Below are 25173 nucleotides of genomic sequence, written 5' to 3' on the forward strand. Positions count from 1 at the left end.
CGTCGGCATGCCCATGAAAGGAGTCTCAGTGTCCTCGATACCTCGCCGCTCCCTCCTCAAGGCCGCCGCCGTGGCCGGAGCCGCCGCGCAGTTCAGCTGGGTCCTCGGGCGCGAGCAGGCGCAGGCCGCCCCCGCCGCCGAGGCCACCGGGGAAGGGCGGCCCGCGACCGTCACCTGGCTGGAACCCGGCGGGCTCGGCGCCGCCGCCGGCTCCACCTTCGGCGCCGCCTGGCCCAAGGGCGTCCACCCCGGCGACCAGGCCTTCGCGCTCACCACCGCCGACGGCGAGAACATCCCCGTACAGACCTGGACCACCGCCCGCTGGCCCGACGGCTCCCTCAAGTGGACCGCGCACGCCGTCGGACCCGAGGCCGCCGGCGCCGAGCGCTTCACCCTCGCCCCCGGGTCCCCGGCGACCGCCGCGAAGACCGTGACCGTCAGCCAGACCGACCGCCGGATCACCATCGACACCGGTACCGTCCGGGCCGTCGTCTCCAAGGACGGCGGGAAGCTCGTCGAGTCCGTCACCCGCGACGGCGTGAAGATCGCCACCGACGGCCGGCTCGTCCTGCTCCGGCAGAGCGACCTCGACGACGGCGACCAGGGCAACGCCAAGTGGGAGCGGTTCGACGGCGAGATCTCCGGCGCCGTCGTCGAACAGACCGGCCCCGTCCGCGCCGTGGTCCGCGTCGACGGCAAGCACCGCAAGGGCAGCCGCAGCTGGCTGCCGTTCTCCGTGCGCCTCTACTTCTACGCGGGCTCCGAGTCCTTCCGCATGGTCCACACCATCACCTACGACGGTGACCAGGCTGCCGGTCAGAGTCAGGGGGACTTCATCCGAGGCCTGGGCGTCCGCTTCACCGTCCCCATGCGCGACGCCGCCTACGACCGGCACGTCCGCATCGCGGGCGAGGGCGCCGGATTCCTCACCGAGGCCGTCCAGGGCATCACGGGACTGCGCCGCGACCCCGGCGCCGCCGTCCGCACCGCCCAGGTCAAGGGCGAGAAACTGCCCGACCCCGCCACCTGGGACCAGCGCGTCACGACCCGCATGCAGTACGTCCCCACCTGGGGCGACTACACGCTCTCCCAGCTCTCCGCCGACGGCTTCGCCCTGCGCAAGCGCACCAAGGCCGGCCACGGCTGGATCCCCGCGGGCGGCGGCCGCCGCGCGAGCGGCTTCGGCTACGTCGGCGGCGTCACCGGCGGACTCTCCTTCGGCCTGCGCGACTTCTGGCAGAAGCACCCCGCCCAGCTCGACATCAGGAACGCGGCCGGCGACGAGGCCGAGGTCACCCTCTGGCTCTGGTCACCCGAGGCCCAGCCCATGGACCTGCGCTTCTACCACGACGGCATGGGCCAGGACGCCTTCCCCGAGCAGCTCGAAGGCCTCAACATCACCTACGAGGACTACGAACCCGGCTTCGGCACGCCCTACGGCATCGCCCGCACCAGCGAGCTGATGTTCTGGGCCAACGCCGCCACCCCCACCGCCGGCGCCCTCGTCGAGCAGTCCGCCGCCGTCCGTACCCCGCCCCAGCTCGCCGTCAGCCCCGAGGACCTCGTGCGCGCCCGCGTGTTCGGCGGACTGTTCTCGCCCGTCGACCGCTCCACCCCCGCCAAGGCGAAGATCGAGGACCACCTCGACTACCTCTTCACCTACTACAAGGACCAGGCGGAGCAGCGCCGTTGGTACGGCTTCTGGGACTACGGCGACATCATGCACACCTACGACGAGGACCGTCACCAGTGGCGGTACGACGTCGGCGGCTACGCCTGGGACAACTCCGAACTCTCGCCCGACCTGTGGCTCTGGTACGCCTACCTGCGCTCCGGCCGCGCCGACGTCTTCCGCTTCGCCGAGGCCATGACCCGCCACACCGGCGAGGTCGACGTCTACCACCTCGGCCGGTGGGCCGGACTCGGCACCCGCCACGGCGTCCAGCACTTCGCCTGCAGCGCCAAGCAGCAGCGCATCTCCACCGCCGTCTACCGCAGGCCCTACTACTTCCTCACCGCCGACGAACGCGTCGGCGACCTCATGCACGACCTCGTCGACTCCGACGAGACCTTCCTCGTCCTCGACCCCATCCGCAAGATCCGCACCGAGCCCTACACGCCCGACCGCCACGCCCTCTCCATCGGCTTCGGCACCGACTGGAGCGGTCTCGCCGCCGCCTGGCTCACCGAGTGGGAACGCGGCGGCCCCAAGGCCGCCAAGGCCGAGGCCCGGCTGCGCTCCACCATGGAGACCATCGCCGCCCAGCCCAACGGCTTCGTCCAGGGCACCGGCCTCTACGACCTCGACACCGGCCGCTTCGCCGTCGCGACCGAACCCGTCGTCGGCGTCTCCCACCTCTCCGCCATGTTCGGCCTCGTCGAGATGTGCGCCGAGCTCATCGACCTCGTCGACCTGCCCGAGTTCAAGGCGGCCTGGCTCGACTACTGCCGCTACTTCAACGCCTCCAAGACCGAACAGGCCGCCCGCTACGGCAAGAACTTCGGCACGCTCCTGCTCTTCCAGGGCCACTCGCGCCAGGACGCCTACGCCGCCGCCCAGCTGAACGACGCCAAGCTCGCCCAGCGCGCCTGGGCCAAGTTCGACAAGAGCGACGGCTACACGGCGGCCATGGTCTGGGACAAGACCCCCGTCCAGGGCTCCGCCGCCCTCGAACCGGGCTACGAGCACCTGTGGATCAGCACCAACACCACGGCCCTGTACGGCCTCGCCGCCATCCAGAACCTCGCCCTCGTCGGCGACCACCTGCCCGCGTGAGCACCGAGAGGAACAGGACCATGCGAAGGACCGCACTCCTCGCCGCGACCGCGATCCTCCTCGGGTCGCTGGCCGCCGCCCCAACCGCTCACGCCGAAGGACCCTACGGCCAGGGACTCGACCACTGCGCCCCGGCCGCCGACGGAACCCTTGCCTGCCACTTCGACGTGGCGCCCGGCACGTACGAGGTCTCCGTGGTCCTCGGCGGTGAGGAGGCCGGGGCCACCGCCGTCACCGGCGAGACCCGGCGCGCCCTGCTCGCCGAGACCGCGACCGGGGCCGGGCAGTACGTCCGGCGCTCGTTCACCGTGGACGTCCGCGACCCGGAGGGCGAGCCAACCGGGGCCGCCGGCAGCCCCGGCCTCGACCTCGTCCTCGGGGGCTCCGCCCCGCGCGTGACCTCGCTCCGCGTCACCCCCGCCCCGGGGGCCCACCGGCTCTTCCTCGTCGGCGACTCCACCGTCTGCGACCAGCCGGGCGACCCGTACACCGGCTGGGGGCAGCTGCTTCCGGCCCATCTGAGGCGGGGGATCGCGGTCGCCAACCACGCGGACTCCGGCGAGAGCACCGTCACCTTCCTGGCGAACCCGGCCCTCTTCGACCGGGTCGAGGCCGCGATCCGGCCCGGCGACCCCGTCCTGATCCAGCTCGCCCACAACGACAAGCAGACGGACGCGGCCACCTACCGGGCCAACCTGACCAGCCTGGTCGAGCGGGTACGGGCCAAGGGCGGCGAACCCGTCCTCGTCACCCCGATCGTCCGCCGCTGGTTCAACGCCGACGGCACCCTGGACAACGGCATCGCCCTGCTCGTCAACGGCCTCGGCGTGGACCACCCCGCCGAGATCCGCGCCCTCGCGGGCTCCCTCGGCACCCCGCTGATCGAGCTCACCGCCCTCACGAAGGCACGGGTCGAGGAGCTGGGCCCCGAGGCGTCCAAGGCGCTCTACCTGACGACGGAGAGGCGGGACAACACCCACACCTCGATGCGCGGGGCCACCGAATACGCGGCCCTCGTCGCGGCCGAGCTGCGGGCCCGCGGCATCGTCCCGGACGCTCTCCTCCGCTAGGACCTGTCCGGGCGATCACATGACAGTTCGGCGAGAGCGATCCTGATCGGGCCTCACAGGAAAAGGATCTTCGTCCGTTGTCGGCTGTGGCAAGGTGCTCGCATGTCCAACCCCATCGCGTACCCGATCTTCCGCACCACCGACCCTGTACTGGCTCTGCGTGTGGCGCGTCAGCTTGTGGGAGTGGGTGACCGGCAGTACGCGGAGGTGTCGGTGGACGTCGAGCTGTGCACCGTCCCGGAAGTGTTGCGGATACGCGAGGCGCTGCCGGATGCCTGGTTCCGGAAAGAGGACGTCGAGGACTGGGCGCGGGATCCTTCCGACCCGACGGGTTTCCACGGCGGCGTCCACGCGCCCGACCTTTCCACCGATCGGGACTTCCTCTCCTCGCACCTGCCGCTCTGGGCGTCGATGGAATATCGGCCCGTGGGCAGCGTGGAGGAGGAGTTCGCTGCCTTGGTGAGCTCGAACATCGGCGAGATCTGGTGGTCCAGCTTGATCTGGCCTGATGCACCGGACCGTGGCATCCGCGGCGAAGCCGACAACGCCCGGGTCTCTTTGCTGTTCAACTGCCGAACCCTGGGTCTCGACCAGCGCTCCGATGACCACACTGTGCTCGTCCACGTGCGCCGTAGGAATCGTGACGGGTGCGAGGAGCGGCACGCTTCCTGGCTGGCAGAGCAGATCGGTCAGTCAGTTATCGGCCCGCCTCAGGAGTGATCCCTCTGATCGGTGCCAGCCAGTCCATGTCGATCACGTGACTGCTCCGGCCACGCATCGTTTCAGGTGGACACGGGGCGGGGTGATGTGAGCGATGCGGAGTGGGAACGGCTGCGGCCGTTCCTGCCAGTCAGTAATGGGCGTTGCGGCCGTTGGCGTGATCACCGGCAGGTGATCAACGTGATTCCTCATCGGGTGCGGACCGGGGTGCAGTGGCGTGACCTGCCCGAGCGGTTCGGGCCGTGGAAGACGGTCTATGAACGCCATCGACTGCGGTCGGCCGACGGAACATGGGGACGGCTGCTTCAGCAAGTCCAGGCCGAGGCCGACGCGGCAGGTGAGATCGACTGGGACATCTCGGTGGACTCCACCATCGTGCGAGCGCATCAGCACGCGGCCGGCGCCCGCACCGACCCACCGCCGGCACCCGCCTCAAAGGGGGACGAAGTCCCAGAACATCAGGACGAAACCGCGTGACAGAGCCTGCACGCCCGCCTCGTGGAGATGGTGAGGGAGGTGAGGGCCTGGGCCGCTCGCGCGGCGGGTTGACCACGAAGCTTCACCTGAGCGCGGACGGCCGTTGCCGCCCGCTCTCTTTGATCGTCACCCCAGGCCAGCGGGCGGACAGCACCCAGTTCAAGCCGGTGCTGGAGAAGATCCGCGTCCCGAAGTCCGGCCCGGGCAGGCCACGCAAGACGCCGGACAGTGTCGCGGCCGACAAGGCATACAGCAACGGGCCTTGCCGCGACTATCTGCGGTGCCGGGGCATCCGGCACACGATCCCGGAGAAGACCGACAGCCAGGCGCCTTCGCAAAGGCTCACGCGGCGGACGACCACCCGGCTTCGACGAGGACCGGTACAAGAAACGCAACACCGTGGAACGGGCCATTATCCTCCTCAAGCAGCATCGAGCCGTCGCCACCCGCTACGGCAAACGCCGCTACGTCTACCTCGGCACCGCAACCGCGGCAGCCCTCACCATCTGGCTCCGAACGTGACCGCCCGGCAGGCCTGGGCGGCGAACTCCGCGTACGGAGGGAGCCTCAACGGCTCCAGGTCCCGAACCGATTGCCCTCGGTACCCGGCATGATGTGACATGTGGCCATGAGCAGAATGGCGCAGGTCATCGTTTTGGCGCGGTACGAGGACGAGGTGATGGAGCCGCTGACGCGACCGGACGAGGCCCGCACCTGGCACGGCTGCTTCGTGCAGATCCCCTGGTTCGTAGGGGGCTGGCACATCGAGTTCGAGCGGTGGGACCGGCGCCGCGGCGTGCTCAATGACCTGGAGTCCCTGCCGTGGAACGAGCCGGCCTGCGTGCAGGTCATGCTGCACGACGAGGACGACGACCTGTTCGGTCTGTGGATGTTCCGCGGTGGAGTCCTCGTCGAGGTGGGCATCCCCGGGACCCAGCGGGTGCACATCGCTGCCCCGCCGGGGGAGGTGGACCCCGGCTTCCTGGTCCGCACCGGTCTGGGCAGGGGAGAGGACCGGCACTCGCCACAGCACGTACAAGACCCGCGGTCGTGCTGGTAACCAGCCCAACCGGGGTCGCACAGGTACTGAAGTCGCCGTTGCCGGTCCTGGCCGGAGCTGGACCGGTTTCATCTGTCTCCGAACATGATCGGCCGGACAAGTCCTAGCGGGACTCGATGCGGGCCCCGTTCTCCCGCGGTCGCGGGTACGGGGCCCCGCGTCGGCCGCCAAGGGCGGTGAAAGCGCTTGCCGGCCGAGGTCCGTCCCCTCACGCGCGGGCCCCGCGCAACCCCGCCCGACCACCGGACCCTTGGAGTCTTCGTGGCCCGCCTGGACAGCTCGCCGAGCGGCCGCCTACTGTCGGGGTCCGAATCATCGACGGGCGGCGTACGCCCGGAACACCGGGAACTGCCGAGGAGCGCACACGTGGTCACCCTCGCCGATGTCGCCCGTCACGCCGGGGTGTCGGCCAGCACCGTCAGCTACGTGCTCAGCGGCAAACGCTCCATATCCGCCCCCACCCGCGAGCGGATCCAGCACAGCATCGACGCCCTCGGCTACCGGCCGCACGCCGGCGCCCGCGCGCTCGCCAGCAGCCGCACCGACGTCCTCGCCCTGATGATGCCGCTCCGCACCGGCCTCTACGTGCCGGTCCTGATGGAGATCGCCATGGCCGTCACCACCACGGCCCGCTCCCACGGCTACGACGTCCTCCTGCTCACCGGCGAGGAGGGCCCCGAGGCCGTCCGCCGCGTCGAGGGCAGCGCCATCGCCGACGCCATGATCGTCATGGACGTCGGGCTCGACGACCCGCGGCTCCCGTACCTCCGCGCGGCCGAGCGGCCCGCCGTCCTCATCGGACTCCCCACCGAGAGCGCCGATGCCGCCGACACCGCGGGACTCGACTGCGTCGACCTCGACTTCGAGGCCGCGGGAGCCCGCTGCGTCGAACACCTCGCGGGCCTCGGCCACACCGGCATCGCCGTACTCGGCGAGCCCCCCGCCGTGTACGAACGCGGAACGGGATTCGCCGCCCGCACCCTCACCGGGTTCCGCGCCGCCGCGAGCGACCACGGCGTCGGCCTGCTCCACCGGCCCGTCGACGGCACCTACGCGGCCGTCGCCGCCGCCGTCACCCGCGTCTTCGAGGAACGCCCCGGCACCACCGGGATCGTCGTCCAGAACGAAGCCGCCGTGGAACCCCTCCTCGCGCTGCTGCGCCACCAGGGCCGCGCCGTCCCCGAGGACGTCTCCGTCGTCGCCATCTGCCCCGACCAGGTCGCGATGCACGCCTCCGTGCCGCTCACCGCCGTCTCCGTACCCGCCCAGGAGATGGGCCGGCTCGCCGTCGAGCGGATCGTCCGACGACTGGAGGGCGAGAGGCCCGGGGGCACGGAGCTGATCGCTCCCCGGCTGACCCCGCGCGCCAGCACCGGCCCCGCCCCCGCCCCTTTGCCGGCCCTCTCCGCACCCACCGAGGACCGTCGTGGTCACGGCGGACACTGAGTCCGGCGACAGCGCGACGGAGTTCCGGGCCTTCTTCGAGCGCCACTACGCCGAACTCGCCCGTCTCGCCCACCTGCTGACCGGCGAGACCGACGCCGCCGACGACCTCGCCGCCGACGCCATGCTCGCCCTCTGGCACCGCTGGGACCGGGTCCGCGCCGCCGACCACCCCGCCGCCTACGCCCGGGGCGTCGTCGCCAACCTCGTCCGCACCCGGATCCGGGGCACCGTCCGTGAACGGCGCCGCATCGCCGCCTTCTGGGACCGGCGCCCCGACCACACCGAGGACCCGGACGTCCCGGCGGTCGTCGACGTCCGCGCGGCCCTGCGCTCCCTGCCCTTCCGCAAGCGCGCCTGCGTCGTCCTGCGGCACGCCTTCGACCTCTCCGAACGCGACACCGCCCTCGCCCTCGGCATTTCGGTCGGTACCGTCAAGAGCCAGACCGCCAAGGGCATGGCGGAACTCCAGCGGTTGCTAGGGCCTGTCGTTTGGATCATGCCGGATGAGGGAGCGGGGCCTGGTGCCGTGGATCGCAAGGCGGAGGAGGGCGCCATGGCGGAGCCATGGCAACCGACGACAACGCGGCGAGGCGCGGTGCCAGGCCCCGGGAGCCCGGCATGATCCACACGACAGGCCCTAGACCTCGGGCCGCCACCGAACTCGCCGGGAGGCGCTGATGGACGAGGCACGGCTCCGCCGCGAGCTGCGGGACGCGGCGCTCGCGCACCGGCCCGACCACGCCCGCATCCTCGCCCGGGTGGAACGCGGCATCGCCACGCCCGCCCCGGCGGCCCGGCCGGTCAGGCCGCCGAGCCGGTGGGCGGGCCGCCGCTTCGCGGTCGTGGCCGTGGCCGCGGCCGTCGCCGGGGTGCTCGGCCTCGGCGGTCTCGCGGCGACGACGCTCGCCGACCGGCCCGCCGGGCCCGCGCTGCCCGCCACCACGCTGCCCGCGCCCGGCCCGACGGCGCGGGCGACCGGCACGATCGACCCCGGCAGCAACCGCTGGTGGGCCCAGAGCGACCTCGCCCTGACGACGGACACGCCCGTCACGGGCCTCACCGTCGAACTGAGGATCGCCCGCACCCCCGGCGTCGTCAGCACAGGCCACTGGCGCACCCGCCCCGACGAGGACTTCACCACGAAGGTGACCGAGGAGGCCGGGGCCCTGGTCTACCGCTGGACCCTGAAACCGGGCCGCACGGTCCCGCCTGGCCCCCACGTCTTCGCGGGCCAGTACAACCACGCCGAAGGGGTACGGGACGCCTCGGCCGACACGTACACCGTGGTCCTGACGGGCGGCGACGGCGGCCGCACCACCCTGCGGGGCGGCTTCGTGACGTCCGCCGAAAGCTGACCGGCCGGGCACGCAGGCGCCGTCCGGTTCAGCCGGCGGCCGGGGTGCCGGTCTCCGCGGGGGCGCCGATCTTCTTCTGCGGGCCGGAGAAGCGGCTCACCCGGGCGGGGACCGCGGCGGCCGGGTCGAGCCGGTAGGAGTAGAAGGCGCGCGGTTCGAAGGCGGCGCCCCACGTGTCGTGCCTGCCGCCGGTGTTCCTCAGGATCGAGCCCCGCTGGACCAGTTCGGCGGTGGCGTCGGCCTGGAACGGGTGCTGGACCCCGTCGTAGTAGCTGTTCTCGATGACCATCTTCGTCCGGCCGCGCGACCAGTTCCCGTACGTCCACACCGGGTCGGCCGGATCGTTCTGCGCCGTCAGGTGGTTGTTGAAGAGGTGCGCGTAGGCGGCGTTGTCCACCGAGGGGTTGCGCTGCTTGGTTCGGGCGAAGAGGTTGTGGTCGATCGTGATCTGGGTGCGGACGTTCGACGTCCAGCCGATCCCGAAGGTCTTGTTGTTGTCCTCGAACCGGTTGTACGAGACGGTGATGTACTCGCTGTCCTTGCGGATGTCGAGCTGGCCGTCGCAGATGCGCGAGAAGCGGTTGTGGTCGATCCAGACGTGGTGGACGGTGTCCATCTGGATCCCGTCGTGGTCGGTCGCCTTGCAGTCCCAGTCGCCGTCGACCGCCGTGTCGCGGATGGTGAGGTTGCGGATGACGACGTTGTGGGTTCCGGGGGCGAGGTGCAGCCCTCCGTGGACGAGTTCGGCCGAGTCGCCCAGGCCGATGACGGTCTTGTCCGAAGCGACGGTGATCTCGGTGCCGAAGGGGTCAAGCGTGAGCGATCCCGCCACCTGGATGACGTAGGGCTCCTCGGCCCCCGCGTACCGGGCGAGCGAGGCCGGGTCCGTGACGGTGACGACCCGGCCGCCCGCGCCCCCGGTGGTGCCACCGGCGAGGGAGGCGAAGCCGTGCGCGGTGTCGGACCACCGCTCGGCGCCGCTCGGTACGGGGTCGGCGGCGCTCGCCGGATGGAACGGCGCCAGGGCGAGCAGCAGCGCCCCGGCCATGAGGACGCGGACGCGTCCGCGCCGAGGAGTGGAAGGGCGCGGGAGTGACGAGGTCGGACGGGGCACGGGATCGCTCCTCGGCGACGCGGGAGTGGGCGGGTCGGGGCGGGGGTCAGCGGACGCGGCCGGCGCCCGCGTGGCGGGCGACCTCGCGGTCGGCCCGTGGCGCGTCGTCGACGGGCCCGTGCAGCGTGGGCGTCCAGCCGGTGTCGGCCGTCAGATCGCGCTCGCTGCCCGAGTTGTAGGAGTTGTGGATGGCGAGGAGGTCGACCGGGAAGCCGTTGAAGACGTTCCCGCGCTGGGTGAGGGCGCTGCCGTTCCAGCTCTTCACCAGGTCGGCGACCTCGACGTGGTTCGGCGTCGTGAAGGCGTTGTTCTCGGCGACGACGGCCGACTCGGTGGAGATCCCCAGCGAGTAGCGGTAGTCGTGGGCGTCCTCGGGGACCACGTACCGGTTGTTGTAGACGTGGACCTGTCCGAAGCGGACCCGCGGCGCCCGCTGCACGATGCCCCGGAACTCGTTGTGGTGCAGGGTGACCCGCAGCTTCCCCCGGTCGGTCAGCACGCCGTCGCCGTTGCCGATCAGCATCGCCTTGTCGTGGTCGGCGAAGCGGCTCCAGCTGACCGTGACGAGGTCGGAGCCGTTCGTGATGTCCAGGAGTCCGTCGTGGCGCAGGAGGTTGCGGCCGAAGTGGGTGGGTTCCGCCGCGTCCGGGCGGCCCTTGTCGCTCAGGGTGACGTGGTCGACCCAGACGTGGGTGGCGTCGCGCAGCCAGATGGCGTCGTAGTCGGACTTCCAGTCTCCGAGACCACCGGAGTTGGGCTGCCAGGTGGGGAAGCAGTCGTAGGTGTCGCGCACTTCGAGGTTGCGGATGATGACGTTGTCCGCGCTCCGGACCTGGAGGCTGGCGCCGCGCAGCAGTGCGTCGGAGCCCACGCCGACGATCGTGGTGTTGGGGCCGACGGGCAGGACGACGCGCTCGGCCTGCCGTGCGGCCGAGGCCTTACGGGCCTCCTCCTGCGGACCGGCGGGCTTCGCCGCGCCCCAGGTGCGGGGGTCGTAGGCGCGGACGTAGGCGTCGAGGTCGTATCCGCCGGTGGTGTAGTCCGCGCAGGAGAGCCTGCGGCCCTCGTCGTCGGTGTTGGCGTCGACGGTGCCGACGACCTTGATGACCTTCGGGGTGGCGCTGCCCACGTCGAGGGCGCGGACGAGTTCGGCGCGGCTGCGGACGGTGAGGACATGGGCGGGGTCGGCGGCGGCTCCGCCGGTGGTGCCGCCCGCGGCGGCGGCCCAGCCGTCCCCGGCGGCGAGCACCTCACGCCCGAGGTCGCGCCCGAGGTCCTGGCCGGCGGCCAGGCCGGCGTCGGGGCGGTCCTCGCGCGGGTGGGCCGAGGCGGGGACGGCGAGGCAGGTCACCAGGCAGGCGACGGAGGTGAGCTGGGCGACGCGCCGGACCCCGGGCGTGCGGAGGGGGACTCTCATGGGGCTCTCTCCTCTGTGATCCGTCCCGGCGAACCAGGGCGGGGCGCAAGGGCGGGGAACGCGGATGGTAAGCGCTTTCTGCTTGGAACGGGGACGACGCTAGGAGTCGACCGCCCTTTAGTCAACGACGTTCACAAATCCAGGACGTCGATCGTGTGAAACGTTTCGAAACGCTCCGGCAACCCTTCTCCAGGCGGCGGCGACCTACGGGCAGCCGCACCGCCCACCGAAGGAGCCGCACGCCGATGAGCTCGTACGACACCTCCGCGCAGTCCCTCCGCCGCCGTACCCTCCTCGGGGCCGCCGTCGCCGGCACGGCCGTCGCCGCCACCGGGGGGCCCGCCCCGGGCACCGCCGCGGCCGCCGGCTTCGGCTGGAGCGACGACGGCGGCCAGTACGTCGTCGACACCGGCGCCGGACTGGTCTTCAAGGTCTCCAAGTCGACCGGCGACCTCACCTCCCTCGTCTACAAGGGCAGGGAGTACGAGGGGTACGGCGGCAAGCACTCGCACGTCGAGTCGGGCCTCGGCGCCTCCACCGTCACCCTCGCGCAGGCCGGCTCCACCGTCCTCGTCACCGTCGTCCACGGCACGCTCCGCCACTACCTGGCGGCCCGTGCCGGCCTGAACAACGTCTACCTGTGGACCGACAAGGCCGACACGTCCTTCACGGCCACCCGCTTCATCGCCCGCCTCAGGCCCGGAATCTTCCCGAACGAGGGACCCGACTCGTGGGTCGAGGGCGCCGACACCGTCATCGAGGCCGGCGACGTCTGGCAGCGCGCCGACGGGCAGACCCGCTCCAAGCACTACTCCGGCGTCCGCGTCATGGACTACGACCACATCGGGTACACCACGGGATCGGCCGGCCTCTGGATGGTCCGCTCCAACCACGAGAAGGCCTCGGGCGGCCCCTTCTACCGGTCCCTGCTCCGCCACTCCAACGAACTCGGCGTCGGTCTGTACGAGATCCTCCACTACAACCAGTCGCAGACGGAGCCGATGCGCTTCGGCCTCCAGGGGCCGTACCTGCTCGCCTTCACCGACGGCGGCGCCCCCGACCCCGCCCTCTTCGCCGCGAACCACGACACGCGCTGGGTCGACGGCCTCGGCATACCCGGCTGGGTCGGCGCCGCGGGCCGTGGCCGGGTCGCGGGCGTCGGGCTCCAGGGCATGGCCGCGGGACACGAGTACACCGTGGGCTTCGCCAACGCCGACGCCCAGTACTGGACGCGAGCCACCGCGGGCACCGGCGCCTTCTCCTGCCGGGGCATGCTCCCCGGCACGTACACCCTCACCGTGTACAAGGGCGAACTCGCCGTCCACACGGGCACGGTGAGCGTGACGGCCGGCGCCGCGACCGCCCTCCACACGATCACCCTCACCAACGACCCGAGCACCGCCCCCGCGCTCTGGCGGATCGGCGACTGGAACGGCACCCCGGCCGGGTTCAAGAACGCCGCCCTCATGACGTACGCCCACCCGGCCGACGTCCGCGCCGCCTCCTGGACCGGGAACGTCGTCCTCGGCGGCGGCGACGTCACCGCCTCCTTCCCCTGCTACCTCTGGAAGGGCGTCAACGACGGCATCCTGGTGTACTTCCGGCTCACCGCCGCGCAGGCCGCCGCCGCCCACACCCTGCGGATCGGGGTCACCACCGCCTTCCTCAACGGCCGCCCGCAGGTCACCGTCAACGACTGGGTCTCCGCGATCCCCTCACCCCCGGCCCAGCCCTCGACCCGTTCCCTCACCAACGGCTCCTACCGGGGCAACAACCACACGTTCACGTACGTCGTCCCGGCGAGCGCCTGGAAGGCGGACCCGAGCCAGTACAACGTCCTCAGGCTGAACGTCGTCAGCGGCTCCACCGGCACCGGCTTCCTCAGCCCGGCAACCTCGATCGACTGCGTCGACCTGCTGCCCTGACACGTCTGCCCCGGCACTGACACCGGTGGTGCGTGAATCGTCATGATCTTGGTGTTGGTGCCGGTCAGGGGCGCGGTGGCAGGCTGAAACCCATGGACACCTTCAAGACGACACACGGTGCGGTACGGGGCTTCCGGGCGTCCGCCGACGTCGTCGCCGTGCTCGGAATCCCCTACGCCGCACCGCCGTTCGGCGCCCTCCGGTTCCGGGAGCCCGCCCCGGCGGCCGACTGGGCCGGAGTGCGCGACTGCACGGCCCACGGCCCGATCGCCCCGCAGTCGGCGGAGCTGCCCGGCGCGCCCACGTGGTCCCCGGGCGACGAGGACATCCTCACCGTCAACCTGTGGACCCCCGCCCCGGACGGCGGCGGCTCGCTGCCCGTCCTGGTCTGGCTCCACGGCGGTGCCTACACCTTCGGGTCCTCGGCCCAGCCCGACTTCGACGGCCTCGCCCTCGCCCGAGCCGGTCTGGTCGTCGTCACCCTCAACTACCGGCTCGGCTTCGAAGGCTTCGGCCACGTCCCCCCTGCGGAGGGAGTCGCCCACCCGGACAACCGCGGCCTCCTCGACCAGGTCGCGGCCCTCCGCTGGGTCCGGGACAACATCGCCGCGTTCGGCGGCGACGCCGGCAACGTCACGATCGCCGGCCAGTCCTCCGGAGCCGCTTCCGCCGCCTGCCTGATGGTGATGGAACGCGCCCGCGGTCTGTTCCACCGCGTCATCGCCCACAGCCCCGCCAGCCCCTGCTACCCGCTCGACGTCGCCGCCGCGACCACCCGCGAGGTCGCCGCCGCGGCGGGCTGCCCCGCCACCCCCGAAGGCCTGGCGTCCGCCGGCCCGCAGGACCTGCTCATCGCCTCCGACCGGGTCGTCGACGCCTACCGGAACGACCCCCACTCCGGGTCCCGCCACTACGACCCGTCGCTCTACGCCCCCGTACTCGACGGCGACGTGCTGCCCACCGACCCCCTCACGGGCATGGCCGCGGGGCTGACCAGGGAGGTGGACCTGCTCGTCTGCCACACCACGGAGGAGTACTGGCTGCTCGACGCCGTCGGCAGCTGCGCGAAGATCACCACCGACGAACGCCTTGACCGCTTCGCCGTCGACTTCGGGCTCCCCGACGGCCTGGTGGCGGGCTATCGCACCGCGATGCCCGCCGCCTCCGTGCCCGACACCTACCTCACCGTCTTCGGCGACCTGCTCTTCGTGGAGTACGCCCACCGGCTCGTCGAGCAGCACGCCCGCGCCGGCGGCCGGGCCTTCCTGTCACGGTTCGACCGCCGGCGCACCGGACCGCACGGGGACGTGCGGGCCTGGCACTGCGCCGACATCCCCTTCGCCTTCGGCAACGTCGGGGACGACGCCCTGTCCTTCCTCGTCGGAGGGGCCCCGAGCGCCGCCGACCACGGCCTCTCGCGCCGCATGGTGCGCGCGTGGGCCGACTTCGCCGCCACCGGGAACCCGGGCTGGCGGCAGGCCGACGACTCGGCCTCCCCGGCCCATACCTGGACCGCGGACGGCGATCCCGCCGGCGAGCCGGCCCCCGCCGTCCGCGCGCTCTGGGCGGCGGCGGAATTCCCCGTCCTCCGCCCGTGAAAGGCCTCGGCCCGTGAGAGGCCTCCGCCCGTGAACGGGCCGCCCCGTCAGACGAGAAGCCGCCGCGGGTCCCAGTCGCCGAGGTACGCCGACCGGGTCGCGGACGCGGCCTCGACGGCCCCGAGCTGGGGACGGTTCTCCGGGACGGTGATCTCCGCGCCCTGGCCGGCGTTGCGGTACTCGGCGAAGCGCTGGGCCTGCCAGGGGTGCGCCTCGCGCATGTTCGCGTACGGGGCGACGGCGTCGACGCCCGCGCCGAGGACGCTGTCCCGCACGACGAGGGACGGCCAGGCGGTGAGGTCGGAACTCGGCACCCACGGCCTGGCCAGCTTGTAGTAGCCGTCCGGGGCCTCGCTGGTGACCCGGCAGCGGGAGGCGAGGAACCCGTACGGGTTGGCGCCCGCCGTCGACGGGGCGAAGACGAAGCCGTACGGGGCGCCCGCCAGGTCCGTGCGGACCAGCGTACGGAAGTGGCAGTGCTCGAAGACGGCGGTGGCCCGGCCGAAGACGAAGTCGACGTCGCCCTCGACGTAGCAGTGCGAGAAGTACTGGCGGGCGAAGGCCGACAGGGCCATGGAGTCGGCGTACAGGGTGTCCTGGTGGCCGAGGAAGCGGCAGTGGAAGAACGCCGAACGGTCGCCCTGCACCTTGATCGCCACCGCCTGGGTGCCCGGGTTGCCGGGCAGGTCGGTGCGGAGGAAGTCGTTGGCGAAGGTGACCCCGTGGGCCGTGAAGCCGTCCGCCTGGACGGTGGTGGTCGCCGAACCCGAGGTGCCGTACGTGCCGCCTTCGGGGCGCGGCGTGCCGGCCGCGTTGTCGTACACGACGACGACGTCCTTCGGGTCGCCGGTCGCTCCGATCCACGTCATGCCCGTACGGGCCGTGCTCACCGCGACCGTCTCCCGGTACGTGCCGGCGGCGAGGACCAGGGTCCAGCCGGAACCGCTCGCGGCGGTGACGGCCGCCTGCACGGTGCTGTGGTCGCCGAGGCCGCCGGGGTGCACGTACAGGGTCCGGGCGTCCCGTCGGGCGGCCGGTGAACCGTACCGGCCGAAGGGGGAGTTCGCCGCGGACGCCGACGCGGTGGGCAGGGCGAGGGCGAGGGCCGCGCCGGTGCCGGCGGCGAGCAGGGCACGGCGGCCGAGGACGGCCCGGGGGTCGTGCGAGGGCATACGGGTGCTCCTTCGCTGGTTCGATGAAGGGGGAGAGGGGGAGTCCGGGAGCGGACCCGGACTCCCCACGGGGTACGGCAGGAACGGTTCAGCGCAGACGGCCGGCGCCCGCGCGGTGGCCGACGACCCCGGGCACGGCCCTCGGGTGGTCGACCCGGGTGCGCAGGACGGGGGTCCAGCCCGCGTCGGCCCGCAGCAGCTCCTCGGGGTACTGCTCGTTGTGGACGGCGAGCAGGTCCACCGGCGCGCCGTTCACGTAGTTGCCCGCGGTGGTGACGGGGGCGTCCTTCCACTTCTTCAGGATCTTCCCGGCCGGGACGCTCGCGGCGAGCGTGAACGCGTTCTTCTCCGCGACCAGCTGGGACTCCTGCCCGATGCCCAGGCTGTACGAGTAGGAGCCGTCCGGGATCACGAAGTGGTTGTTGTACGCGTCGACCTGACCGAAGCGGACCCTGGGCGCCCGCTCGATCACGTTCTTGAAGAGGTTGTGGTGCAGGGTGACCCGCAGCTTGCCCCGGTCCGTGGCGCCGGCGCTGTCGCTGTTGCCGATCATCAGGGTCTTGTCGTGGTCGGTGAACACGTTCCAGGAGACGGTCACCAGGTCCGCGCCCCGCACGACGTCCAGCTCGCCGTCGTGCTGCTGGTACACCTCGCCGTAGTAGGAGGGCAGCGAACTGTCCGGGTGGGCCCCGTCGGTGAAGGTGTTGTGGTCGATCCACACATGGGTGGAGCCGTACACGACGAGGCTGTCGTACTCCGAGTTCCACGCCCCGGTGGCGCCGTCCGTCGGGTCCCACTGCGGGAAGCAGTCGAGCGGGCTCTCCAGGGTGAGGTTGCGGACCACGACGTTGTCGACGCCCTGCACCTGGAGGCTGCCGCCGGTGATCCCGGCGTTCCCGCCGACCCCGACGATCGTGGTGTTCGCGGGCACCTTGACCTTGATCGCCAGGCCCTGGGCGGTCGCGGACGCCGCCCGCAGCTCCTCCTGGGGGCCGCTGACCTCGTTCTCGTACCCCCAGACGGCCGGGTCGTAGTCGGCGAGGTAGCGGGCGAAGTCGTAGCCGGGGGCCTCGAAGGCGGCGCAGCCGGCGGCGGTGGCGTCGAGCGTGCCCACCACCTTCACGATCCGCGGCTCGGTGCCCGGTACGGCGAGCGCGGCCCGGAACTCCTCCCAGTTGCTGACGGTGAAGACCCGGGAGGCGTCGGCGGCGGCCCCGCCGGTCGTGCCGGTCCCGGCGGAGGCCCAGCCGTCACCGGCGGGCAGGGTCGCGCGGGCCGGGTCTGCGCCGGGCCGGTGGCCGGTGTGCGCACCGGCCGCGGGGGCGGTGACGGTCAGGACCAGGGCGGTCGCGGCCACCAGGCCCAGCTGCTTGCTGCGTCTGTTCACGTACGGGTCTCCTCGGATGCGGGCCAGGTGATCCGGTCGGCGGGGACGTCGTCCTCCACGCGCCGGGTCTCGCGGGGGGTGAGGACGTGGGTGCGGAGCAGCTCCGCGGTGACGAGCCGGGCCACGGCGATCGCGCCGGGCGGGTTGAAGTGCGTGTTGTCCTGCTCGGTCGCGGTCCAGTTGAAGTACGTCTTGGTGGTCTCGGGGCCGAGCCCCTGCCACAGGGCGAGCGAAAGGGACTCGATGTCGAGGAGCGGTACGTCGGAGGCGCGCGCCACCTCGCGCATCGCCGCCGGGTAGGCGCCGTGGGTGCGCAGCGCGGTGCCGTCCGCGGCGAACTTCCGCCGCTCGACGGAGGTGGCGAGCACCGGGAGCGCGCCGCGGGAGCGCGCGCCCTCGACGAAGACCCGCAGGTTGTCCTGGTAGGTCGACCACGGCTCGGTGTAGCGGGTGGGGTCGGCGGTCTTCTGGTCGTTGTGGCCGAACTGGACCAGGAGCAGGTCGCCGGGGCGGATCGCCGCCAGGATCGCGTCGAGCCGTCCCTCGTCGAGGAAGCTCTTGGTGCTGCGCCCGTTGACCGCGTGGTTGGAGACCCGGACGTCCCGGTGCAGGAAGAACGGGAGGGCCATGCCCCAACCGGTCTCGGGCGCGGCGTCGGCGTACTTCTGGGCGGCCGTGGAGTCGCCCGCGATGAAGAGGGTGCGCATGGAGGGTCCTTGGGAACGGGCCGGGGATGCCCCGGCCAGGGCGAGCGCGAGGCCCGCCCCGGCCGTGACCACCGCGCGGCGGCCTACGCTCACGGGTTCTGCTGCTGCCACTCGGCCTGCGCCTTGTTCAGCTGCTCGGCCAGGCCGTCGAGGAACTCCTTGGCCGTGGACTTGCCGAGCAGGACCTTCTGGAAGCCGGGCTCGTTGTCGGCCTTGGAGATGGTGTTCCAGTCCGGCAGGTAGTACGGCAGCTCCACGATCTTGGCCTCGCCGCTGAACAGGACGTCGGCGCCCAGCTTCGTCGGCTCCGCCTCCTGGAGCCAGGGGTCCTTGGCGGCCTCGGTGTTGGCGGGGATGGCGCCGGCCGACTCGTTCCACTTGGAGTTGGAGGCGTGCGAGGCCGCGAACTCGATGAACTTCCAGGCGGCGGCCTTGTTCTTGCTCGTGGAGAACAGGCCGAGACCGTCGACCGGGTTGGAGACCTGCACCCGGGTGCCGTCGTCGAGCGTCGGGTTGGGGATCCCACGGAACTTCTCCGTGCCGAGGGCCTTCACGTGGTCCTGGTAGGAGCCCAGGTTGTGGTTCAGCATGCCGATCTCGCCGCTGTCCCACTGCGCGACCATCTTGGTGAAGTCGTTGTTGACGTCGGCGGCCGGGGTGGTCTTCTTGTACAGGGCCGCGTACTTCTCCAGGGCCGCCACGTTCTTCGGGTCGTTGACGGTGGTCTTGTCGCCGTCCCAGAAGCTGGTGATGCCGCTCTGGCCGTAGATGGCGTCCAGGGCCTGCGCGATCGAGCCGGCGCCGCCGCGGATCGTGTAGCCGAACTTGTTCTTGTCGACGTCGGTCAGCTTCTCGGCCGCCGCGTAGAACTTCGACCACGTGGTGGGCTCCGGCAGCCCGGCCGCCTTGAACAGGTCGGTGCGGTAGTAGAGCACGCCGTTGCTGGCGGAGGTGGGGACGGTGAACAGCTTGTCCTGGCCGCCCGCCGCCGTGACGCTCCTGAGCATGGCGTTGTTCAGCTTGCCCTTGAGCGAGCTGCCCTCGACGCGGGCGTCGAGCGGCTCCAGGGCGTTCTGCGCGGCGATCCCGGCGAGCATCGCGGCGCCGACGCCGCCCACGTCCGGCAGGCCGTCGCCCTGGATCGCGGTGTCGTACTTCGACTGGACCTCCTTGGAGGCGATCCCGACGTACTCGACGTCGATGTCGGGGTTCGCCTTCTCGAAGTCCGCGATGATCTCCTTCCAGACGTCGGTGCGGACACCGCCGTTGTTGTCCCAGAAGGTGATCTTTCCCTTGCCCGACCCTTCGTTGCCCTTCTCGCCGCCCGAGCCGCTGCCGTCGTCACCGCAGGCGGTGGCGGTCAGGGCGAGGACGCCGGACAGGGCGAGGGCGAGGGCGGCTCTGCGCCGTCCGCCGGGGAAGATGGTCATCGTCGGCTCTCTTCTCTCGGGGTGTTGCGGGGGACTTGCGGGATGGGGATGTGGGGGAGTTCAGGGGGTGACGCGGAAGGCGGAGAACACGGCCGTCCCGGCGTGTCCCGCGCTCTGCGGCGCGCCGGCGAACAGGCCGAGCAGCGCGCCGACCCAGCGCCAGGGGGTGGCGGCGAACTCCGGTCCGACACGGACCTGACCTTCGGGGGTGTCGTCGCCGTCGGAGGAGTCGGTGGTGTACGAGAAGCGGCAGCGCGCGTCCGCCGTGACCTCGATCCGCAGCAGGACCCGGTCGCCGGACACCGGCCGCGGGTGCGCCGCGTCCCGTTCGACGTCGGCGTTGGCCGGGGCGAAGCGGTGCACGAGCCGGGCCGTGCCGTCCGGGGCCCGTTCCAGGCCGATCCAGGCGTACGCGTCGCCGAGGACGACGAGCCCCGCGCGGGACCCGGGCGCCGTGGAGTCGAGCCGCAGTCCGACCTCGACCACGAGGTCCCCGGCGGGCAGCCGCTGGGTGAGGACGTGCGGCACGCTCCGCAGGTCGTCGAGGCGGTCCGTGGGCACACAGCCGAGCCTCAGGCCGTCACCGGTGTGCTGACTGGCCCAGCCCTCGGCCGGGTTGGCGGTCCACTGCCACTGGCGGCCGAACCGCCCGCCGGGAAACGTGTCGTCCACGGCGGGCCGCGCGGGCGGCTGCTCCGGCAGGTCGGGCTTGCGGTGGACGCGGACCGGTGCCCCGTCGTCGCCGAGCACGGGCCAGCCGTCACCGCCCCAGCGCATCGGCTGGAGATGGACGAGCCGGCCGTGCGCGCCCGACTGCTGGAAGTGCAGGAACCAGTCCTCGCCGTGCTGGGTGCGCACCCAGCCGCCCTGGTGCGGACCGTTGACGTCGGTGTCGCCCTGCGCCAGGACGATCCGCTCCTCGTACGGGCCGAGGAACGACCGCGACCGGAGCGCGCCCTGCCAGCCGGTGGCCACGCCCCCGGCCGGAGCCAGGATCCAGAACCAGCCGTCGTGCCGGTAGAGCTTGGGGCCTTCCAGGGTGAACCAGCCGGGTATCCGGTCGGCGTCGACGAGGACCCGGCCCTCGTCGAGGACCTTCGAGCCGTCCGGGCTCATCCGGTGCCCGATCAGCCGGTTGTTGATCCCCGCGCGGGACTTGGCCAGGGCGTGCACGAGGTACGCCTCGCCCGACTCCTCGTCCCACAGGGGGCAGGCGTCGATCAGACCGCGGCCCGCCTTCACCAGGTGCGGCGCCGTCCAGGGGCCGCGCACCGAAGCCGCGTTGACCTGGTAGATCCCGTGGTCGGGGTCGCCCCAGAAGATCCAGAACCGTCCGTCGTGGTGCCGGAACGAGGGTGCCCACACGCCCCGGTCGTGCCGGGGCTCCGTGAACGCGGCGGCCGGTTCCAGCCGCCTCAGGGCATGGCCGACGAGCGTCCAGTTGACCAGGTCCCGGGAGTGCAGCAGCGGGAGCCCGGGGGCGCGGCCGAAGCTGGACGCGGTCAGGTAGTAGTCCTCGCCCACCCGCAGGACGTCCGGGTCGGACCAGTCGGCCGCCAGGACCGGGTTGCGGTACGTGCCGTCGCCCAGGTCGCCGGTGACGGTCGAGGTCGCGGGGGTCACGATGCCACCGCCTTGCGGACCAGGGCCGCCGCGCCGTCCCGGTCGAGGCGGCCGTCGGCGACGACGGTCACCACCCGCCGTACGCACGTCTCCCCGTCCGCGACCGCGAGGCGTTCGCCGTACGCGAGGGAGGAACCGACGCCCGGGTACTCGGCGGCGCGCACGAACCACGGGTCCTCCCGGGTCCGCGCGGTCGCCCCGGCGAAGACCAGGGTCCAGCCCTCGCCCGCGAGCGCCACCCAGTCGGAGCGGACCCCGTGCACCGCCTCCTCGCCGTCGGCGTCCGCCCCGAACACGACCGGCGGCGTGGCCTCCAGCGGCGCGCGCCAGAAGAAGCCGCCGTACGCGGCGCCCGGCCGGCCGTTGGTCGCGGGGCTGCCGATCGACAGGTCCCGGCCCGCCACGTTGGTGAGGGAGAACGTCAGGTCGAGCGCCCAGGCGGAGTCGGTGAGCGCGACGGCCGCCACCGTCCGGTGTTCCCTCAGCAGCCGCGCGCCCCCGGCCGTCCAGGTCAGCTCCTCGACGAAGCCGTCCGGGTCGCAGAGCTTGAACCCGTCGTGCCGCTGCACGCCGTGGTTGTCGAGCTCGACCGAGCCGCGGCCGCGTACGAAGGTGCGCCCGCCCCAGAAGTTGCGTCCGTCGACATCGGGCACCGCGACGCCCGCGCCCAGGTGGTGCTTGTGGTCCTCGGGCACCGTCTCGGTCACCGGCAGGCCGCCGAGGGTGGTGACGGGGTGGAGGTACGGCCGGGGCGAGTGGTCGAGGGCGAGGTCGGGCCGGGTGGTGTAGTGGGCGACGGTGCGGCCCGCGCAGCGCAGGACCGTCGGGGTCTCGGGGTTCATCGGACCTCCGCCCGGACCGGCGGCGCCCAGGCGGCGCCGAGTTCGGAGAACAGCCTCAGTCCGTCGGCACTGGCGTCGACCAGGTCGTCGACGCCGTCGACGACCCGGCGCGGCGCGCTCTCGCCGGGCTCGGTGTGCCAGTGCGCGGCGGGGATCTCCAGCGGGTCGGCCGCCGTCCGTACGGCCTCGACAACCCGCATGAACGCGCCGGTCTCCGCCGGCGGCACCCACAGCGGCTCGCCGTCGGTGACATGGGCGACGAGGTTCTCCAGGAGGTCGGTGCGGCCGTACTCGGTCTCCACCGGGCCGTGTCCGGCCCGCTGCACGAGGACCCGGTCCTGCCGGTACCAGAAGGTGATCCGGCCCTGGCTGCCGTGGACGATGACGTACGGCTCCGAGGTCTTCTCGGCGCACAGCGTCGCCGCGACCGTGACCCGGGTGCCGGCGGAGGTCACGACCCGTACCGCCGAGGTGTCGTCGGACTCGATGGCGTGGGCGTGCAGCAGCTCGGTCTCGATGTGCTCGACGTCCTCGGCCCGGGTGGAGCCGGACAGCGCCAGCGCCGTGGCGACGGCGTGCGCCAGGGGGTTGGTGAGCGCCCCGTCGACGACGTCGACCCCGCCGAGCCGCCGGTGCCCGGCCCAGGGCGCGCGCCGGAAGTACGCCTCGTCGCGGACCCAGGCCCCGGCCCCGCCGACGCCGAGGAGTTCGCCGATGGCGCCCTCCTCGACCATCCTGCGGATCGCGGGCACCGCGTGCGAGCCGAGCGACTGGAAGCCGATCTGGCAGGCCACCCCGGCGGCCTCGACCCCGTCCGCCATCCGGCGGAACTCCGCGAGCGACGGGGCGGGCGGCTTCTCCAGGAGGATGTGCGCCCCGTGCCGGGCGGCGGCGAGCGTCATGTCGGTGTGGGTCTGGATGGGGGTGCTGAGCACCACGATCCGGGCGCCGGTCGAGGCGAGCAGCGCCTCGAAGTCGGCGGACTGTTCCGGGTCCCCGATGCCTTCGAGCTCGTCCGCGTCGAGCGGCCGCAGCTCGCAGACCCCGGCGAGCCGGACGAGCCCCTGCTCCTCGAGCCGGCGGATGTTGAGGAGGTGGCTGCGGCCGTGGCCGCGGGCGCCCGCGAGGACCACGGGCAGCGGGGTGCGTGCGGTGTTCATGGCTTCCTTGCTCGTACGGTCGTCGCTCATCCCTTCACCGCCCCCGCGCTGAAGCCGGTGACGAGCCACTTCTGGATGAAGCCGAAGACGATGACGACGGGGACGGCGGCGATGACGCCGCCCGCGGCGAGCGCTCCGAGGTCGACGCTGTCGGCGCCCATCAGGGTGTTGAGGCCGACCGGGATCGTCTGCTTGTCCTGGCTGCTGAGGAACATCAGGGCGAAGAGGAAGTGGTTCCAGGCGTGGACGAAGGCGAAGGAGCCGACGGCGACCAGACCGGGCCTGAGCAGCGGGAGGACGACGATCCGGAAGGCGCTGAAGCGGTTGCAGCCGTCGACCCAGGCGGCCTCCTCCAGGGAGTACGGCACGTTCCTGATGAAGCCGCTGATGAGGATCATCGACAGAGGGAGCTGGAAGACGGTCTCGGCGATGATGACGCTGCCGAGCGAGTTGATCATCTTCAGTTCGGCGAAGATCTGGAACAGCGGGACGAGGAGCAGGGCGCCCGGGACGAACTGGGAGCAGAGCAGGGCCAGCATGAAGCCCTTCTTGATCCGGAAGTCGAACCGGGCGAGGGCGTAGCCGCCGGCGAGGGCGACGACGGTGGTCATCACCAGGACCGCGACGCCGATGAGCAGGCTGTTCTGGAAGAAGACGCCGAAGGAGCGCTCGTTCCACACCTTCTCGAAGTGGGCGGTCGTCATCGGCCAGGGCAGCAGCGAGGTGGAGCCTGCGGGCCGTACGGCGAAGAGGATGATCCAGTAGAAGGGGACCAGGGTGAAGACCAGGTAGATCCCGAGGGGCAGGTAGATCTGCCAGCGGGGCACCTCGTCCCAGGCCCGGTGCTTGCCGCGGGGGACGGTGGGCGGGGTCCGGTCGGGCGGCGGTGCCGCCTGCGTGTCGGCGGCGGCCGGGACCGGGCTCAGGGTGGACTCGGCTGTCACTTGCCGTCGCCTCCGAACTTGCTCAGGCGCAGATAGACCATCGAGCAGAAGAGAAGAATCACGAACGCCACCGTGGTGAGGGCGGAGGCGTATCCGAAGTTGTGGGCGTCGACGCTGGTGTGGGCGATGTACAGCGGCAGCGTGGTCGTCTCGCCCGCGGGTCCGCCGCCGGTCAGCGTGTACAGCAGGTCGACGTTGTTGAACTCCCACACGGCGCGCAGCAGCGTGGAGAGGACGATCGCGTCCCGGATGTGGGGCAGCGTGATGTGGATGAACTGGCGGACCCGGCCCGCCCCGTCGACCTCGGCCGCCTCGTACAGGTCCTTCGGCACGGACTGCAGGTCGGCCAGGATGAGGATGGCGAAGAAGGGCACCCCGCGCCAGAGGTCGGCGATGATCGCCGCGGGGAACACGGTCGCGGTGTCGGAGAGCCACGACGTGCCGTACGTGCCCATCCCCATGTCCGCCAGGTACCGGCTGATGCCGGTCTGGGAGTTGTAGAGCAGCACCCAGATCGCGGAGGTGAGCACGCCGGAGACGGCCCAGGGGGAGAAGACCAGGGCGCGGCCCAGGGCGCGGCCCACGAAGGTCTGGTTCACGATGAGGGCGAGCGCGAGACCGAAGAGCAGCTGGAGCGTCACCTCGACGACGACCCACTTGAGGCTGAAGCTCAGCGTCCCCCAGAAGTGCGGGTCGTCCGTGAAGATCCGGGTGAAGTTCTCCAGGCCGGCGAAGCCGTTCCGCCAGGGCTTCGTGGGGTTGTAGTGCTGGAGGCTGTAGTAGAAGACGCTGAGCACCGGGTAGGCGATGAAGCCCAGCATCAGCAGTCCGGCGGGGGCGATCAGCAGGTACGGCAGTCGGCGGGGGGTCGCTCCCGTGCGGCGGCGCCCGCGTGCCGTGACGGCTTGGGGCGGTTTGGTCACAGCTGAGGCCATGACGGCGGCTCCGTT

General features: G+C 72.0%; 22 protein-coding genes and 1 pseudogene. 12 read left to right on the forward strand and 11 right to left on the reverse strand.

Annotated features, from left to right (window positions below; translation table 11 throughout):
* Positions 1-28: 28 nt before the first annotated feature.
* The 10 genes and pseudogenes from ACIA8N_RS13030 to ACIA8N_RS13075 all read left to right on the forward strand — a co-directional run bounded on the left by ACIA8N_RS13030 (position 29) and on the right by ACIA8N_RS13075 (position 8904).
* The gene (locus ACIA8N_RS13030) at positions 29-2776 is read left to right on the forward strand and encodes a Tat pathway signal sequence domain protein (RefSeq protein WP_365780295.1); all 2748 of its coding nucleotides are present in this window, start codon (positions 29-31) and stop codon (positions 2774-2776) included.
* Positions 2777-2796: 20 nt separating this feature from the next.
* The gene (locus ACIA8N_RS13035) at positions 2797-3846 is read left to right on the forward strand and encodes a rhamnogalacturonan acetylesterase (protein WP_365780296.1); all 1050 of its coding nucleotides are present in this window, start codon (positions 2797-2799) and stop codon (positions 3844-3846) included.
* 102 nt (positions 3847-3948) lie between these two features.
* On the forward strand, positions 3949-4566 hold the full coding sequence (locus ACIA8N_RS13040; RefSeq protein ID WP_365780297.1) for a hypothetical protein: 618 nt from the start codon (positions 3949-3951) through the stop codon (positions 4564-4566).
* A gap of 87 nt (positions 4567-4653) precedes the next feature.
* Complete coding sequence (locus ACIA8N_RS13045) at positions 4654-5043, forward strand: IS5 family transposase (RefSeq protein WP_365780298.1); 390 nt, start codon at positions 4654-4656, stop codon at positions 5041-5043.
* Positions 5040-5390, forward strand: a pseudogene (locus ACIA8N_RS13050) (transposase); the annotation flags it as partial. The gene ACIA8N_RS13045 and the pseudogene ACIA8N_RS13050, both read left to right, overlap by 4 nt.
* A 52-nt stretch (positions 5391-5442) precedes the next feature.
* Positions 5443-5565 (forward strand): hypothetical protein, encoded by a 123-nt coding sequence (locus ACIA8N_RS13055; protein ID WP_365780375.1) that lies wholly within the window; start codon positions 5443-5445, stop codon positions 5563-5565.
* 106 nt (positions 5566-5671) lie between these two features.
* Positions 5672-6103: a hypothetical protein gene (locus ACIA8N_RS13060; protein ID WP_365780373.1), complete on the forward strand. Its 432-nt coding sequence runs from the start codon at positions 5672-5674 to the stop codon at positions 6101-6103.
* A gap of 366 nt (positions 6104-6469) precedes the next feature.
* Positions 6470-7549: a LacI family DNA-binding transcriptional regulator gene (locus ACIA8N_RS13065; RefSeq protein ID WP_365780299.1), complete on the forward strand. Its 1080-nt coding sequence runs from the start codon at positions 6470-6472 to the stop codon at positions 7547-7549.
* Positions 7530-8171, forward strand: a complete 642-nt coding sequence (locus ACIA8N_RS13070; protein WP_365780300.1) for a SigE family RNA polymerase sigma factor — start codon at positions 7530-7532, stop codon at positions 8169-8171. Before ACIA8N_RS13065 ends, ACIA8N_RS13070 begins: the two co-directional genes overlap by 20 nt.
* Before the next feature lie 55 nt (positions 8172-8226).
* Positions 8227-8904 (forward strand): hypothetical protein, encoded by a 678-nt coding sequence (locus tag ACIA8N_RS13075; RefSeq protein WP_365780301.1) that lies wholly within the window; start codon positions 8227-8229, stop codon positions 8902-8904.
* 28 nt (positions 8905-8932) lie between these two features.
* Here ACIA8N_RS13075 and ACIA8N_RS13080 read toward each other — a convergent pair whose 3' ends face one another.
* Together ACIA8N_RS13080 and ACIA8N_RS13085 are read right to left on the reverse strand one after the other, a co-directional pair.
* Positions 8933-10018 carry a right-handed parallel beta-helix repeat-containing protein gene (locus ACIA8N_RS13080; protein ID WP_365780302.1) on the reverse strand — a complete coding sequence of 362 codons (1086 nt, stop codon included), beginning with the start codon at positions 10016-10018 and terminating at the stop codon, positions 8933-8935.
* Between the two features lie 46 nt (positions 10019-10064).
* Complete coding sequence (locus ACIA8N_RS13085) at positions 10065-11435, reverse strand: polysaccharide lyase family 1 protein (protein WP_365780303.1); 1371 nt, start codon at positions 11433-11435, stop codon at positions 10065-10067.
* Positions 11436-11680: 245 nt separating this feature from the next.
* Between ACIA8N_RS13085 and ACIA8N_RS13090 the strand changes: the two genes are divergently transcribed.
* On the forward strand, positions 11681-13360 hold the full coding sequence (locus ACIA8N_RS13090) for a rhamnogalacturonan lyase B N-terminal domain-containing protein (RefSeq protein ID WP_365780304.1): 1680 nt from the start codon (positions 11681-11683) through the stop codon (positions 13358-13360).
* A gap of 92 nt (positions 13361-13452) precedes the next feature.
* Positions 13453-14958: a carboxylesterase family protein gene (locus ACIA8N_RS13095; RefSeq protein WP_365780305.1), complete on the forward strand. Its 1506-nt coding sequence runs from the start codon at positions 13453-13455 to the stop codon at positions 14956-14958.
* 47 nt (positions 14959-15005) lie between these two features.
* On the opposite strand, the gene ACIA8N_RS13100 is transcribed toward ACIA8N_RS13095, so the two are convergent.
* From ACIA8N_RS13100 to ACIA8N_RS13140, 9 genes are all read right to left on the reverse strand, one after another.
* On the reverse strand, positions 15006-16130 hold the full coding sequence (locus ACIA8N_RS13100) for a pectinesterase family protein (protein WP_365780306.1): 1125 nt from the start codon (positions 16128-16130) through the stop codon (positions 15006-15008).
* A gap of 88 nt (positions 16131-16218) precedes the next feature.
* Positions 16219-17517: a polysaccharide lyase family 1 protein gene (locus tag ACIA8N_RS13105; RefSeq protein WP_365780307.1), complete on the reverse strand. Its 1299-nt coding sequence runs from the start codon at positions 17515-17517 to the stop codon at positions 16219-16221.
* Positions 17514-18317, reverse strand: a complete 804-nt coding sequence (locus ACIA8N_RS13110; RefSeq protein WP_399416271.1) for a rhamnogalacturonan acetylesterase — start codon at positions 18315-18317, stop codon at positions 17514-17516. The genes ACIA8N_RS13105 and ACIA8N_RS13110 overlap by 4 nt, the downstream gene beginning before the upstream one ends.
* Entirely contained in the window at positions 18314-19654 is a 1341-nt protein-coding gene (locus ACIA8N_RS13115; protein ID WP_365780309.1) for a sugar ABC transporter substrate-binding protein, read from the reverse strand. Before ACIA8N_RS13115 ends, ACIA8N_RS13110 begins: the two co-directional genes overlap by 4 nt.
* A gap of 60 nt (positions 19655-19714) precedes the next feature.
* Positions 19715-21277, reverse strand: coding sequence for a family 43 glycosylhydrolase (locus tag ACIA8N_RS13120; protein WP_365780310.1), 1563 nt, complete (start codon positions 21275-21277; stop codon positions 19715-19717).
* Complete coding sequence (locus ACIA8N_RS13125) at positions 21274-22119, reverse strand: PmoA family protein (protein ID WP_365780311.1); 846 nt, start codon at positions 22117-22119, stop codon at positions 21274-21276. The genes ACIA8N_RS13120 and ACIA8N_RS13125 overlap by 4 nt, the downstream gene beginning before the upstream one ends.
* The gene (locus tag ACIA8N_RS13130; protein ID WP_365780312.1) at positions 22116-23279 is read right to left on the reverse strand and encodes a Gfo/Idh/MocA family oxidoreductase; all 1164 of its coding nucleotides are present in this window, start codon (positions 23277-23279) and stop codon (positions 22116-22118) included. Before ACIA8N_RS13130 ends, ACIA8N_RS13125 begins: the two co-directional genes overlap by 4 nt.
* Before the next feature lie 26 nt (positions 23280-23305).
* Positions 23306-24223 (reverse strand): carbohydrate ABC transporter permease, encoded by a 918-nt coding sequence (locus ACIA8N_RS13135; RefSeq protein ID WP_365780313.1) that lies wholly within the window; start codon positions 24221-24223, stop codon positions 23306-23308.
* Positions 24220-25158, reverse strand: a complete 939-nt coding sequence (locus ACIA8N_RS13140) for a sugar ABC transporter permease (RefSeq protein WP_365780314.1) — start codon at positions 25156-25158, stop codon at positions 24220-24222. The genes ACIA8N_RS13135 and ACIA8N_RS13140 overlap by 4 nt, the downstream gene beginning before the upstream one ends.
* Between the last annotated feature and the right edge of the window lie 15 nt (positions 25159-25173).

The organism is Streptomyces sp. NPDC051822 (genome assembly GCF_044452745.1).
Classification (GTDB): Bacteria; Actinomycetota; Actinomycetes; order Streptomycetales; family Streptomycetaceae; genus Streptomyces.

Bases quoted from the DNA above. Each gene is read 5' to 3' on its own strand.
- ACIA8N_RS13035 (WP_365780296.1), top strand. From the start codon at position 2,797: ATGCGAAGGACCGCACTCCTCGCCGCGACCGCGATCCTCCTCGGGTCG.
- ACIA8N_RS13040 (WP_365780297.1), top strand. From the start codon at position 3,949: ATGTCCAACCCCATCGCGTACCCGATCTTCCGCACCACCGACCCTGTA.
- ACIA8N_RS13060 (WP_365780373.1), top strand. From the start codon at position 5,672: ATGAGCAGAATGGCGCAGGTCATCGTTTTGGCGCGGTACGAGGACGAG.
- ACIA8N_RS13075 (WP_365780301.1), top strand. From the start codon at position 8,227: ATGGACGAGGCACGGCTCCGCCGCGAGCTGCGGGACGCGGCGCTCGCG.
- ACIA8N_RS13085 (WP_365780303.1), bottom strand. From the start codon at position 11,435: ATGAGAGTCCCCCTCCGCACGCCCGGGGTCCGGCGCGTCGCCCAGCTC.
- ACIA8N_RS13090 (WP_365780304.1), top strand. From the start codon at position 11,681: ATGAGCTCGTACGACACCTCCGCGCAGTCCCTCCGCCGCCGTACCCTC.
- ACIA8N_RS13095 (WP_365780305.1), top strand. From the start codon at position 13,453: ATGGACACCTTCAAGACGACACACGGTGCGGTACGGGGCTTCCGGGCG.
- ACIA8N_RS13100 (WP_365780306.1), bottom strand. From the start codon at position 16,130: ATGCCCTCGCACGACCCCCGGGCCGTCCTCGGCCGCCGTGCCCTGCTC.
- ACIA8N_RS13115 (WP_365780309.1), bottom strand. From the start codon at position 19,654: ATGACCATCTTCCCCGGCGGACGGCGCAGAGCCGCCCTCGCCCTCGCC.
- ACIA8N_RS13125 (WP_365780311.1), bottom strand. From the start codon at position 22,119: ATGAACCCCGAGACCCCGACGGTCCTGCGCTGCGCGGGCCGCACCGTC.
- ACIA8N_RS13130 (WP_365780312.1), bottom strand. From the start codon at position 23,279: ATGAACACCGCACGCACCCCGCTGCCCGTGGTCCTCGCGGGCGCCCGC.
- ACIA8N_RS13140 (WP_365780314.1), bottom strand. From the start codon at position 25,158: ATGGCCTCAGCTGTGACCAAACCGCCCCAAGCCGTCACGGCACGCGGG.